Source organism: Streptomyces sp. NPDC001822 (genome assembly GCF_042892135.1).
Taxonomy (GTDB): domain Bacteria; phylum Actinomycetota; class Actinomycetes; order Streptomycetales; family Streptomycetaceae; genus Streptomyces.
Genome location: NZ_JBIATW010000008.1, coordinates 54,524 through 67,708 on the forward strand (window position 1 = coordinate 54,524; position 13,185 = coordinate 67,708).

Genomic DNA, 13,185 nt, shown 5'->3' on the forward strand with positions numbered 1-13,185 from the left:
TGCCCCGTACCGCGGCACTAGAGTGGGCCGGGACATCCGGGCGGGACCGGGGGTACCGCCGGCACAACGATCAGCAGGGAGCGCATGACGTGCGGCCGGTAGGCAGCAAGTACCTGCTCGAGGAGCCGCTCGGACGCGGCGCCACGGGCACCGTCTGGCGAGCCCGCCAGCGGGAGACCGCGGGCGCCGAGGCGGCCGTCGCCGGGCAGCCCGGCGAGACCGTTGCGATCAAGGTGCTCAAGGAGGAGCTGGCCAACGACGCCGACGTCGTGATGCGGTTCCTGCGTGAGCGCTCCGTGCTGCTGCGGCTCACCCACGCGAACATCGTCCGGACCCGCGACCTCGTCGTCGAGGGGGATCTCCTCGCCCTGGTGATGGACCTGGTCGACGGTCCCGACCTGCACCGCTATCTGCGCGAGAACGGCCCGCTCACCCCGGTCGCCGCCTCGCTGCTGACGGCCCAGATCGCGGACGCGCTCGCCGCCAGCCACGCCGACGGCGTGGTCCACCGCGATCTCAAGCCGGCCAACGTGCTCCTCGACCAGCGCAACGGCGAGATGCACCCGATGCTCACCGACTTCGGCATCGCCCGCCTGGCGGACTCCCCGGGGCTCACCCGCACCCACGAGTTCGTCGGCACCCCGGCATACGTGGCACCGGAGTCGGCCGAGGGCCGCCCGCAGACCTCCGCCGTGGACATCTACGGCGCCGGCATCCTGCTGTACGAGCTGGTCACCGGCCGTCCGCCGTTCGCCGGGGGCTCCGCCCTCGAAGTCCTGCACCGGCACCTCAGCGAGGAGCCCCGGCGCCCCGGCAACGTGCCGGAACCGCTGTGGACCGTCATCGAGCGCTGCCTGCGCAAGGACCCGGACCAGCGGCCCAGCGCCGTCAGCCTGGCCCGTGCGCTGCGCACCGTGGGCGCCGGCGTCGGAGTGCACGCGAACTCCGCGCAGATCGCGGCCGCCGAGGGCGTCGGTGCCCTGCTCGCCCCCGACCCGGCCCCGGCCGCCGTCCCCGAGACCCCCGGCGCCGCGGACCTCACGCAGGTGCTGCCCGGCAACGCGGGCTCGTACGACCCGGCCGCACCGACCAGCGTCATGCAGCAGACCGCGGGTACGGGCGGCCAGGCCGACCCGACGGCGATGATGCCGCCCGTGCCGCCGCACCCCGACGGCCCCCCGCGGCCCGACGAGCCGCACCCGTGGCAGTCCCAGCTCAGGGCGGCCCGCGACCGCAACGAGCAGACGCAGGTCCAGTACCTCGACCCGAGCCAGGACCCGCTGCGCCGCCGCCCTCAGCGCCAGCAGCAGGCGCCGCAGCAGCAGCCCCAGCACCAGCAGCGCCCCCAGCACCAGCAGTACCCGCAGCAACAGCAGCAGCAGCGACAGCAGCAGCCCCAGCGCTACAGCCAGCCGCAGCAGCAGCCCCAGCGACAGCAGTACGCGCCGCCGCAGCGCCCCGCGCCGCAGCCGCCCGCACCGCGCCAGCCGAGGCAGCGCAGCGCCAACCCGATGCGTATCCCGGGTCTCGGCTGCCTCAAGGGATGCCTGTTCTCGGTGGTCCTGCTGATCGTCGCCGCCTGGCTCATCTGGGAGCTGACGCCGCTTCAGGACTGGGTCGCCCAGGGGCAGAGCTTCTGGAGCGCCATAGGGGACGGCATCGACAACGTCACCAAGTGGTTCGAGGACCTCGGGAGCAGCTCGGGCGACTCCAGCGGTTCCACCGGCCAGTAGGACCGCCCCTGCCCGTGTCTTTGTCGACTTCCTCGGGGTCAATTCGCCCGCAGAAGTGAAGGTTGGCGCCATCCAGGGCACGCGACCCCCCGATCGCCGCGTAACTTTGTCGACCGGGGGGTCAACGCCAGCCGCTGAGGGAGCAGTCTTGGCACGGAATATCGGCAGCCGGTACACCGCGCACCAGATCCTGGGGCGCGGCAGCGCCGGCACGGTGTGGCTCGGAGAGGGGCCCGAGGGCCCGGTCGCCATCAAGCTGCTCCGCGAGGACCTCGCGTCCGACCAGGAGCTCGTGGGCCGCTTCGTGCAGGAACGCACCGCTCTGCTCGGACTCGGCCATCCGCACGTCGTCGCCGTCCGCGACCTCGTGGTCGACGGCACCGACCTGGCCCTGGTGATGGACCTCGTGCGCGGCACCGACCTGCGCACCCGTCTGGACCGGGAGCGCCGCCTCGCACCCGAGGCCGCGGTGGCGATCATCGCGGACGTCGCCGACGGCCTCGCCGCCGCTCACCGGGCCGGAGTCGTGCACCGCGACGTCAAGCCGGAGAACATCCTGCTCGACATGGAGGGCCCGGCGGGTCCCGGCGGCTCGCACCCGGCCCTGCTGACCGACTTCGGCGTCGCCAAGCTGATCGACACCCCCCGCCGCACGAAGGCCACCAAGATCATCGGCACGCCGGACTACCTGGCTCCCGAGATCGTCGAAGGTCTCCCGCCGCGCGCCGCCGTGGACATCTACGCCCTCGCCACCGTGCTCTACGAGCTCCTGGCGGGCTTCACCCCCTTCGGCGGCGGGCACCCGGGGGCCGTCCTCCGCCGCCACGTGACCGAGACGGTCGTGCCGCTGCCGGGCATCCCCGAAGAGCTCTGGCAGCTCCTGGTCCAGTGCCTGGCCAAGGCCCCGGCCTCCCGCCTGCGCGCGTCCGAGCTCGCCGCCGGACTCCGCGCGCTGCTCCCGCTCCTGTCGGGCATACCCCCGCTCGACGTCGACGAGCCGGACAACGAGGAGCCGCAGACCTACGACGAACAGCCGTACGCCCCGGTCCCCGAGGAGCCGCGCCGTCGCGGTGCCGTTCCGCTGGTGCCCGCGTCGAGTCCCGACTCCAACCGGGACACCCACACGAGCATGCGCGTCCCCGGGCCCGACGAACTGGCGGGCGGCCCCCTCGGCACCGCCCGTGCCCCGCGCGCCCCCGGCCGCCCCCGCCCCGGTTCGGCCCGCAACAGGTCGGCGGCCGTCCGCAAGCGCAGGATCACCCTCGGTGTCGCCGTGGTCGCCCTGTGCGCGGCGCTGGGGGTCGGCGGCTGGCTGGCGACGGTCGGCGACGACACCGGGACGGCCCCCGAGGACACCCGGAATTCGGCGCCCGCGACTCCCTGAGGACCGGCCCCGTGCCGGGCCGGATCCGGGGGAGGGACAGGTTCACTCGTCCAGCCGTTACGCTGGACCCGTGGCAGTCGTCGATATTTCCGAAGAGCTGAAGTCCCTCTCCTCGACCATGGGGTCGATCGAGGCCGTCCTGGACCTCGATGCGCTGAGGGCCGACATCGCCGCGCTCGAGGAGCAGGCGGCGGCCCCGTCCCTCTGGGACGACCCGGAGGCGGCACAGAAGATCACCAGCAAGCTTTCGCACCTCCAGGCCGAGGTGCGCAAGGCCGAGGCACTGCGGGGTCGCATCGACGACCTCGAAGTGCTCTTCGAGCTGGCCGAGGACGAGGGGGACGCGGACACCCTCGCGGAGGCCGAGTCGGAGCTGCAGTCGGTCCGCAAGGCGCTGGACGAGATGGAGGTCCGCACGCTCCTCTCCGGCGAGTACGACGCCCGGGAGGCCCTGGTCACCATCCGGGCCGAGGCCGGCGGCGTCGACGCCGCGGACTTCGCGGAGAAGCTCCAGCGCATGTACCTCCGCTGGGCCGAGCGGCACAACTACAAGACCGAGGTCTACGAGACGGCGTACGCCGAGGAGGCCGGCATCAAGTCGACCACCTTCGCTGTCGAGGTCCCGTACGCCTACGGCACGCTCTCCGTCGAGCAGGGCACCCACCGGCTCGTCCGCATCTCGCCCTTCGACAACCAGGGCCGTCGCCAGACCTCCTTCGCGGGCGTCGAGGTGCTGCCCGTGGTCGAGCAGACGGACCACGTGGAGATCGACGAGTCCGAGCTCCGCGTGGACGTGTACCGCTCCTCGGGCCCCGGCGGCCAGGGCGTCAACACCACGGACTCCGCGGTGCGCCTCACCCACCTGCCGACCGGCATCGTCGTCTCCTGCCAGAACGAGCGCTCGCAGATCCAGAACAAGGCGTCCGCGATGAACGTCCTCCAGGCGAAGCTCCTGGAGCGCCGCCGTCAGGAGGAGCAGGCCAAGATGAACGCCCTCAAGGGCGACGGCGGCAATTCCTGGGGCAACCAGATGCGGTCGTACGTCCTGCACCCGTACCAGATGGTCAAGGACCTGCGTACGGAGTTCGAGATGGGCAACCCCGAAGCGGTCTTCAACGGTGAGATCGACGGCTTCGTGGAGGCCGGTATCCGCTGGCGCAAGCAGAGCGAGAAGTAGCCGCATCCGTACGGTGGTTGAGCCCGGGCAGGGAATGCCCGGGCTCTTCGCGCATGCGGGGGTTGTATCCCGGAGTGAGGGAATGTCGTGGTGAATGGGTCACAGTCGTACCCCTGAATAGCAGTCAAGGGCCCCTATAACACCGCGAATACCACCGGAACCACCTTGACGTAGTCCTTGTCTCTGGACAGGGTGCTAGGGCAGCACGCGTATGTCCGGGACAGGCGTGATCGGGGGAGGGCGGGATGACCACGGTACGGCGTGGCCCCGCGGAGAGCGTGACCCCGCAGAGCCGAGGACCGCATATGGCTGCTCCATCGACGAGATCAGCTACTGGGGGTAATAACAGATGACGAAGAAGACGCGAATCCGCGTCGCGCGTATAGCCGCGGGCGCGGTCATCGCGGCGGGCGCGTCGCTCACCGCAGCGGGCGCGGCCCAGGCCGTCGGCATCGGTATCGGTGTGGACGCCGACGAGACCGGTATCAGCGCGCAGGTGAACGTGGCGGCCGACGGTGGCACCACGGACGGTGGCACCACGGACGGTGGGACGACCGACGGCGGCACCGTGGCCGGTGGTGTCGACAACGGCGGCACCAGCGACGGCGGGACCACGGACGGTGGGACGACCGACGGTGGCACCACCGACGGTGGGACCACGGACGGTGGGACGACCGACGGTGGCACCACCGACGGTGGGACCACGGACGGTGGGACGACCGACGGCGGGACCACCGATGGTGGCACCACGGACGGTGGGACGACCGACGGCGGGACCACGGACGGTGGCACCACCGACGGTGGCACCACGGACGGCGGGACGACCGACGGCGGGACGACCGACGGCGGGACGACCGACGGTGGCACCACGGACGGTGGCACCACGGACGGTGGGACGACCGACGGTGGCACCACCGACGGTGGGACCACGGACGGTGGCACCACGGACGGCGGGACCACCGGTTCCGTGACCGGTGGCTCGGACGGCGGCTCCGACGGTGGCGCCGGCACCTGCACCGTCGACCTCGACGGCGCGGCGTGCGCCGACAACACCGACACGGACAGTGTCGGCAACCAGCCGGTCGAGCAGGGCAAGGGCAAGGACGAGCTCGCCGAGACCGGTGCGGCCGAGACCACCTTCCTGCTGGTCGGTGCCGCGACGATGATCGCCGGCGGCATCGGCTTCCGCTTCCTGCCGCGCCTGGCCGGCAGCGGTCGTACGGCCGCCTGACGTCCGCACACGCACGGTGAAGGGCCCGGGAGCGCCGACACGGCCTCCCGGGCCCTTTCGTGTTGCGGACGGCCTCCAGCGGCCGTAGGCGCCCGTCAGCGGCGCTCCGGCCCGCCGGGGCCGCTTCCGGTCGTCAGACGGCCTGGTGCGCCAGCAGCGCCAGAGCGGCCACCAGGATCACCATCAGGGCGATCAGCATCGCCGGGTTGAGGCCCGCGAACAGACCTGGTTCCTGCATGCGCTCCCGGCTCGCCCGGCAGACGGGGCAACGCCCCTCGGCCACGGGCGACGCGCAGTTCGCGCACACCAGTCGGTCATAGGTCATGCGCAGTCCTCCTCCCGCGCGGCGGAGCCGCATGTACGTGCTCTCCGCACAACGCTCCGGGAAACGCAACTGTTCCCCTACCACTGTGCCAGCTCGGGACGGTTTCGGCGCGGCCCGCCGGACAAGGTCCGGCACGCCCCGTTTCGTTCCAGGCCGCTTTCCGTCACAAATCACCCATTGACGGACGCCGACTGCACGCCCGAGCCTGGTTCGCGTATGGTCACGCTCACCTACCCCCGGCCGACCGTGGTGCATTCGTGATCCGATTCGACAGCGTCTCCAAGACCTACCCGAAGCAGAGCCGTCCAGCTCTCCGGGACGTCTCACTCGACATCGAGAAGGGCGAGTTCGTCTTCCTGGTGGGCTCCTCAGGCTCCGGCAAGTCCACCTTCATGCGCCTCATCCTCCGGGAGGAGCGCGCCAGTCAGGGCATGGTCCACGTGCTCGGCAAGGACCTCGCGCGGCTGTCCAACTGGAAGGTGCCGCAGATGCGCCGCCAGCTGGGCACGGTCTTCCAGGACTTCCGGCTCCTGCCCAACAAGACCGTCGCCGAGAACGTCGCCTTCGCGCAGGAGGTCATCGGCAAGCCCCGCGGCGAGATCCGCAAGGCCGTGCCCCAGGTCCTCGACCTCGTCGGTCTCGGGGGCAAGGAGGACCGGATGCCCGGCGAGCTCTCCGGTGGTGAGCAGCAACGTGTGGCGATCGCCCGGGCCTTCGTCAACCGTCCGATGCTGCTGATCGCGGACGAGCCCACGGGCAACCTCGACCCGCAGACCTCCGTGGGCATCATGAAGCTGCTGGACCGGATCAACCGGACCGGCACGACCGTGATCATGGCGACCCACGACCAGAACATCGTCGACCAGATGCGCAAGCGCGTCATCGAGCTCGAGCAGGGCCGCCTCGTACGCGACCAGGCGCGTGGCGTCTACGGCTACCAGCACTGAGAGGGAACACCCTCCGGTCGTCGGCCCCACCGGGCACCCGCACGAGCATCGAGTACTGAAAGGACGCCATGCGCGCCCAGTTCGTCCTGTCGGAGATCGGCGTCGGTCTTCGTCGCAACCTCACGATGACCTTCGCCGTCGTGGTCTCCGTCGCCCTCTCGCTGGCCCTGTTCGGCGGCGCGCTCCTCATGCGCGAGCAGGTCAGCTCGATGAAGACCTACTGGTACGACAAGGTCAACGTCTCGATCTTCCTCTGCAACAAGAACGACGCCAAGGACGTGCCCAAGTGCGCCAAGGGCGCCGTCACGGCGGAGCAGAAGAGCGAGATCAAGGCCGATCTCGAGAAGATGGACGTCGTCGAGAAGCCCGTCCAGTTCGAGACGGTCGACGAGGCGTACAAGCACTACCAGGAGCAGTTCGGCGACTCGCCGATGGCCGGCAACATCACGCCGGACCAGATGCAGGAGTCGTTCCGGGTCAAGCTCAAGGACCCGCAGAAGTACAAGGTGGTCGCGACCGCCTTCGCCGGCCGTGACGGGGTGCAGTCCGTACAGGACCAGCGCAGCATCCTGGACAACCTCTTCGGGCTGATGAACGGCATGAACGTGGCCGCCGTCTTCCTGATGGCGCTGATGCTGGTCATCGCGCTGATGCTCATCGTGAACACCGTCCGCGTCTCGGCGTTCAGCCGGAGACGTGAGACGGGCATCATGCGGCTGGTGGGGGCTTCGGGCTTCTACATCCAGATGCCGTTCATCATGGAGGCCGCCTTCGCCGGTCTCATCGGCGGACTGCTCGCCTGCGTCATCCTGCTGGCCGCCCGCTACTTCCTGATCGACGGCGGTCTCGCGCTGCAGGAGAAGCTGAACCTGATCGAGTTCATAGGGTGGGACGCGGTGCTGACCAAGCTGCCTCTGGTCATCGCCATCGGGCTGCTGATGCCCGCCGTCGCGGCTCTCTTCGCTCTGCGCAAGTACCTCAAGGTGTGACGATCGCCCCGTACGGCATGCGGCCAACGAGCCGTGTGCCGACGGGGCGTTGTCCTAGACTCGGCCACATGCCGGGCCCTGAGCACCATGTGAAACCCCGAGGTCTCCACCGCGGGGCGGCCCTGACGTTGGTCTTCGCGAGCGTGCTGGCGACGGCCGCGGCCACCGGGTCGCTGCCCCGTGAGAGCGAGACGGGTACGGAGATAAAGGCCCGCGCGGTCTCCTCCACCGTCGGGCCCGTGGACCGCGAGGAGATCGCCGAGGCGGTCGCCGACGCCGAGGCCGACGGGAAGTCGGGCAAGGACGCGGCCGAGGAGGTCGTCAGCCGCAGCGGCGACCGCTGGGGCGCCGTGTACGACGAGCGGGAGTACGAGGACTTCGAGCGGTCCCTGGACGGTACCTACACGGGCGTGGGCGTCTCCGCCCGCCGGTCGGTCCACGGGGACGTCACCGTCACGAGCGTCCAGCCGGGCGGTCCCGCGGACCGGGCGGGCGTGCGCAAGGGCGACGTGCTGCGCACGGTCGACGGCCGCCCGGTCGGGAAGCGCCCCGTCGCCGAGGTGGTGGCGCTGCTGCGCGGGGACCGCACGGGAGCCGCCGAGGGGACCTCGGTGGTCCTCGGGCTGAGCCGCGGGGGGCGTGCCTGGAGCGCGCCGCTGCGCCGGGCCCGGCTCACCACGCACCCGGTCAGCGTGCGCAGGCTGGGCGCGAGCCCGTCCGCCGCCGTGCTGATCAAGGTCGCGGCCTTCACCAAGGGCGCGGGCACGGCGGTCCGCGACGCGGTGGACGACGCCCCTGGGGACGCCGGGATCCTGCTCGACCTCCGCGCCAATTCCGGCGGTCTGGTCACCGAGGCCGTGACCGCCTCCTCCGCCTTCCTGGACGGCGGACTCGTCGCCACCTACGACGTGCACGGGGAGCAGCGCGCGCTGTACGCCGAGCCGGGCGGGGACACCGAGCGGCCGGTCGTCGTCCTCGTGGACGGCGGGACGATGAGCGCCGCCGAACTGCTGACCGGTGCGCTGCAGGACCGGGGGCGGGCGGTGACCGTCGGGTCGCGCACCTTCGGCAAGGGCTCCGTGCAGATGCCCAGCAAGCTGCCGGGAGGTTCGGTGGCCGAGCTGACCGTCGGCCACTACCGCACCCCCGCCGGCCGGAGCGTCGAGGGGAGCGGCATCACGCCGGACGTCGGGGCGGGCCCCGAGGCCCAGGAGCGGGGCGAGACGGTATTGAGTGGCCTCGGGGGTGGGTCGTAGTGCGAAAATGACCGCACTATGGCCAAGGAAAAAGACACCGGGCGCAAGATGATCGCGCAGAACAAGAAGGCGCGGCACGACTACCACGTCCTCGACACCTACGAGTGCGGTCTCGTGCTCATGGGCACGGAGGTCAAGTCGCTGCGGATGGGCAGGGCGTCGCTGGTCGACGGCTTCGTCCAGATCGACAACCACGAGGCGTGGCTCCACAACATCCACGTCCCCGAGTACGTGCAGGGCACCTGGACCAACCACGCGGCCAAGCGCAAGCGCAAGCTGCTGCTGCACCGGGCCGAGATCGACAAGCTGGAGTCCAAGTCGCAGGAGACGGGCCACACGATCGTGCCGCTCGCCCTGTACTTCAAGGACGGCAGGGTCAAGGTCGAGATCGCGCTCGCGAAGGGCAAGAAGGAGTTCGACAAGCGCCAGACGCTGCGCGAGAAGCAGGACACGCGGGAGACGAACCGCGCGATCGCGGCGGCCCGCCGGCGGCAGCGCCAGGGGTAGCCGGGGCGGTGGCCCCGGGGGCCGCCGGAATACGGTGGCATCCGTGCGCGTTGGTCACGTACGATGGGCCGTGCACCTCAGCGAAGGTGCGCGATTTGAAAAATCAACATGGGGATGATCGGTTTCGACAGCGGATGTCGAGGCAGGGGAAGCGAGTCGAGGAAGCGACAATGATCTCGTAAACCATATGTCGCAAACAATAATCGCCACTTCTAAGCGCGATTCCTCCGCCTTCGCCCTCGCTGCCTAATTAGCAGCTAAGCGAAGACTCTGCGGAGTGTCAGCCCGGGGGTGATCCCGACCCGGATCCTGGCATCAACTAGGGATCTAAACTTCTGAGCCCGGTCACGGGGCTCTGAAGGAAATCTAACAGTGACTGGGCCTGTCGGAGGCTTGTTCGCGTGACCTCCGGGGCCGAGAAAAGCGCAGCGGACTGCACTCGGAGAAGCCCTGGTTCTGCACCGTTGGACGCGGGTTCGATTCCCGCCATCTCCACAATTCCCATGTGAACGAGGACCCCGTCGCCATTCGGTGACGGGGTCCTCGTTTTTCGTGTTTCGTGTGTTCAGACGGTCCTGCGGGTGCCGGCCACCGCGATGACCAGGGCCAGGGCCGCCGCGCACACCGGGACCGCGTAGCCCGTCGCCGTACCCGCGTGCTCCACCGTCCAGCCGCCCGTCGCCGAGCCGGCCGCTATGCCGCCCAGCAGCGCGGTGACGGCGAGCGTCATTCCCTCGTTGAGCCGATCCGGCGGCGTGAGCCGCTGGACCAGGGTCATGCCGGTGACCATGGTGGGCGCGGTGGCGGCTCCGGCCGCGAGCAGGCCGCAGGCCAGGACGGGCAGGGAGTCCGTGGCCGTCGCGGCGACGAGGGGCAGGGACATCAAGGCGGTCATGCCCGCCAGGCAGAGCAGCAGTCTGCGGCGGATCGGACCGGTGGGGCGCAGCGCGCCGTACAGCAGTCCGGCGACGCAGGAACCGCCCGCCTGGAGAGCGAGGATCGCGCCTCCCGCGTGAGCGATGGAGACGACCTCCATGGCACCGAACACCGCCCCCGTCGCGAGGAAGACGGCCATCAGGGCGGGTATCCCCGGGGTGCGCAGCGGGGAGGCGGCCCTGGCGCGGGGTGCCACCGGGGGCTCCGTCGCACGCTGCGCCGCGAAGACGAGGACGCCGGTCATCAGGAGGACCGCCCCGGTGAGCGTGCCGGCCTCCGGGAAGAGCGTCCCGCACAGGGAGGCGGCGAGCACCGGGCCGAGCATGAAGCACAGCTCGTCGACGGCCTGTTCGAAGGAGTTCGCGGTGTGCAGGGCCGCGGGATCGCCCCGGTGCAGATGCGCCCAGCGGGCCCGCGACATGCCGCCGGTGTTGGGGGTGGTCGCCGTTGCGGCGTACGCGGCGAAGAGCGTCCAGACCGGCGCGTCGTAGTGCACGCAGAGCAGCAGGGCGACGGAGCCGAGCGTGGCGAACGCGGTGGCGGGCACGGCGACCCTGGCCTGGCCGTGGCGGTCGACGAGCCGTGCCGTCCACGGGGCGACGACGGCCGTCGCGGCCAGGCCCGTCGCGGTGACCGCTCCGGCCAGGGCGTACGAACCGTGGGCCGCGGCGATCATGATGACGGCGCTGACGCTGAACATCCCCATGGGGAGCCGGGCGATGAGGTTGCCGGCGGTGAAGGCCCGAGCGCCGGGGGTGGAGAGCAGGCGGACGTAGGGGTTGCCCGCTCCGGCGGAGAAGGGGGCGGGGGCCGTCGCGGTGGACGGGGCGGCGGTTTCGTGGGGCACCCGTCCACCCTCGGGTCGGGCGGTCCGCACCGTCCAACACCTGCTCGGGGCGCATTCACGCACTTCTGTTGTAAGTTGGCCCGCGTGCCCGCCCACGACACCGACCCCCGGCTCCTGCGCGCTTTCGTCGCCGTGGCCGAGGAGTTGCACTTCACCCGTGCCGCCGCGCGTCTCTATGTGGCGCAGCAGGCCCTGAGCCGGGACATCCGCCGGCTGGAGCGCGAACTGGGCCGTGAGTTCTTCGTGCGCACCACCCGGCAGGTGTCGCTCACCGAGGACGGGGAACGTCTGCTTCCGCTCGCCCGGCGGGTGCTCGGCGCCCACGCCGGACTGACGGCCGCCTTCGCGGGCCCGGGGAACCGGCCGCTGCTCGTCGACCTGAACACCGACGGGATGACCGCGGCCCGGGTTCTGGCCCGCGCGCGGGAGCTCGCGCCGGAGTGCGAGCTGATGGCGCGCTTCGAGAGCGGGCTCACCTGGGCGGCCGGTGAAGTGCTCGCCGGCCGGCTCGACGTGTCCTTCGGCCGGGCCGCCGGGCTGAGCCCCGCGGTGCTCGCCGGACTCGGCGTACAGCCCGTGCGGTACGAGCCGATGGCCGTTCTCCTGCCCGACGATCACCCGCTCGCCGGGCGCGAGGCGGTCGCCATGAGCGATCTGGCCGGCGAAACCGTCTATGCGGGGGCGGGCAATACGCGCACGCTGGAGTGGACGGACCTCGCGGCGCTGCTCTTCGCGGAGTGGGGCGTCGTCCTCGCCCCGCCCGCGCCGCTCGCCGTGGGAGTGGCTGAATTTCAACGGGTCATGGCGAAGTCCGGCAACCCCGTACTGGCCGTGTCCGGCTTTCCGCCCCTGCCTGGAACGGTTCTGCGCCCCCTCGTGCGTCCCGTGCCGCTGTCCCCGCTCCTTATGGTGTGGCGCAAGGGCGTCGACCACCCCGGGCTGACCGCGCTGCGCGCCGCAGTGGCCGAACTGGCTGCGGCGGAAGGATGGATGGTGCGGCCACCGAAGTCATGGCTACCCGGAACCGATGCGTCACTCATGCGTCACCGTTCATGAACAACAGGTGGGATCCGGCATTTCGAAGGTCGGCGTGCGCTACATTCGGTGCTTCGGGTGCACGGTGACAAGTGATGCGCGGACGGGGTGGGGGCCCTGTTCGTTGGCAAGATTCCAGTCATTCCCGCGCACCTGCTTCATTGAGTGGGGGAAGTGGCAACACCTGTGGAAAATTGGCGTGAAGGTACCCGAACCGGGCATACGCACGAGCCGAACGACGTCACCGTCCAACTCGACGGACTGGGACGTCAGCTCTCCGAACTGCCCGTCGAACCCGGCCCGCCGGCTCCCGCTGACGGCCCGGTGTTCGTCGACGAGAGCGGCCGCCGCAGCAAGACCTACCGGCGGGTGGGCTGGGTCCTCGCCGCGGTCTGTGCCGTGTACGCGGTGACGCTGGTCGTCGCCGTCCTCGGCGGGAATTCCAGTGCTCCCTGGCTGCCGCTCTCCGGACAGGACGAGAAGCGGGCGGAGAAGGCCGAGGTCAGGCCGGCGCCGAGCGAGAAGGCCGTCTCGGCGGTCCCGGGGGCCACGCCGCCCGAAGCGTCCGCCACGGTCTCCGGCGCCCCCGGCGCGGCTCCGTCGCAGGGTGCGTCCGCCTCGGGGAGGACGGCCGCGCCCGGCGCGAGCGCCTCCGCGTCCGCGTCCGTGAAGCCGCCGCGGAACAACTCCTCTTCGGCTCCCGCCCCCGGCAACTCGGCCTCCGTGCCGCCTGCCGCTGAGACGTCCGCGCCGGCCACCGTCGCCCCGCCCGTCGAGGAGAGCCCGCCGACGTCCCCGGATCCCACGGAATCCCCGGT

General features: G+C 71.0%; 12 protein-coding genes and 1 other RNA gene. 10 read left to right on the top strand and 3 right to left on the bottom strand.

What is annotated here, in order from left to right; genetic code table 11:
* Positions 1–89: 89 nt before the first annotated feature.
* From ACFYY2_RS19710 to ACFYY2_RS19725, 4 genes are all read left to right on the top strand, one after another.
* Entirely contained in the window at positions 90–1,733 is a 1,644-nt protein-coding gene (locus ACFYY2_RS19710) for a serine/threonine-protein kinase (protein ID WP_388744448.1), read from the top strand.
* A gap of 148 nt (positions 1,734–1,881) precedes the next feature.
* Positions 1,882–3,117, top strand: a complete 1,236-nt coding sequence (locus ACFYY2_RS19715) for a serine/threonine-protein kinase (RefSeq protein WP_388744450.1) — start codon at positions 1,882–1,884, stop codon at positions 3,115–3,117.
* A 70-nt stretch (positions 3,118–3,187) separates the two neighbouring features.
* Positions 3,188–4,294 carry a peptide chain release factor 2 gene (gene prfB / locus ACFYY2_RS19720; RefSeq protein WP_388744453.1) on the top strand — a complete coding sequence of 369 codons (1,107 nt, stop codon included), beginning with the start codon at positions 3,188–3,190 and terminating at the stop codon, positions 4,292–4,294.
* Positions 4,295–4,643: 349 nt separating this feature from the next.
* A complete protein-coding gene (locus ACFYY2_RS19725) occupies positions 4,644–5,525 on the top strand; it encodes an LPXTG cell wall anchor domain-containing protein (RefSeq protein ID WP_388744457.1) in 882 nt (293 codons plus the stop codon).
* 133 nt (positions 5,526–5,658) lie between these two features.
* Here ACFYY2_RS19725 and ACFYY2_RS19730 read toward each other — a convergent pair whose 3' ends face one another.
* Complete coding sequence (locus tag ACFYY2_RS19730; RefSeq protein ID WP_388744460.1) at positions 5,659–5,850, bottom strand: hypothetical protein; 192 nt, start codon at positions 5,848–5,850, stop codon at positions 5,659–5,661.
* 257 nt (positions 5,851–6,107) lie between these two features.
* Here ACFYY2_RS19730 and ftsE point away from each other — a divergent pair, with 257 nt between their 5' ends.
* The 5 genes from ftsE to ssrA all read left to right on the top strand — a co-directional run bounded on the left by ftsE (position 6,108) and on the right by ssrA (position 10,047).
* The gene (ftsE, locus tag ACFYY2_RS19735; protein ID WP_327118012.1) at positions 6,108–6,797 is read left to right on the top strand and encodes a cell division ATP-binding protein FtsE; all 690 of its coding nucleotides are present in this window, start codon (positions 6,108–6,110) and stop codon (positions 6,795–6,797) included.
* 68 nt (positions 6,798–6,865) lie between these two features.
* Positions 6,866–7,786, top strand: a complete 921-nt coding sequence (ftsX, locus tag ACFYY2_RS19740; protein WP_388744463.1) for a permease-like cell division protein FtsX — start codon at positions 6,866–6,868, stop codon at positions 7,784–7,786.
* Positions 7,787–7,854: 68 nt separating this feature from the next.
* Entirely contained in the window at positions 7,855–9,042 is a 1,188-nt protein-coding gene (locus tag ACFYY2_RS19745; RefSeq protein ID WP_388744466.1) for a S41 family peptidase, read from the top strand.
* 18 nt (positions 9,043–9,060) lie between these two features.
* Positions 9,061–9,549, top strand: a complete 489-nt coding sequence (smpB, locus tag ACFYY2_RS19750) for an SsrA-binding protein SmpB (RefSeq protein ID WP_327118018.1) — start codon at positions 9,061–9,063, stop codon at positions 9,547–9,549.
* A 110-nt stretch (positions 9,550–9,659) separates the two neighbouring features.
* Positions 9,660–10,047, top strand: a transfer-messenger RNA (tmRNA) gene (ssrA, locus tag ACFYY2_RS19755).
* Between the two features lie 67 nt (positions 10,048–10,114).
* Here the strand turns inward: ssrA and ACFYY2_RS19760 are convergent.
* Entirely contained in the window at positions 10,115–11,332 is a 1,218-nt protein-coding gene (locus ACFYY2_RS19760; RefSeq protein ID WP_388744470.1) for an MFS transporter, read from the bottom strand.
* An 84-nt stretch (positions 11,333–11,416) separates the two neighbouring features.
* On the opposite strand from ACFYY2_RS19760, the gene ACFYY2_RS19765 reads away from it, so the two are divergent.
* Positions 11,417–12,388: a LysR family transcriptional regulator gene (locus ACFYY2_RS19765; RefSeq protein WP_388744473.1), complete on the top strand. Its 972-nt coding sequence runs from the start codon at positions 11,417–11,419 to the stop codon at positions 12,386–12,388.
* Between the two features lie 338 nt (positions 12,389–12,726).
* Here ACFYY2_RS19765 and ACFYY2_RS19770 read toward each other — a convergent pair whose 3' ends face one another.
* Complete coding sequence (locus tag ACFYY2_RS19770) at positions 12,727–13,173, bottom strand: hypothetical protein (RefSeq protein WP_388744475.1); 447 nt, start codon at positions 13,171–13,173, stop codon at positions 12,727–12,729.
* Between the last annotated feature and the right edge of the window lie 12 nt (positions 13,174–13,185).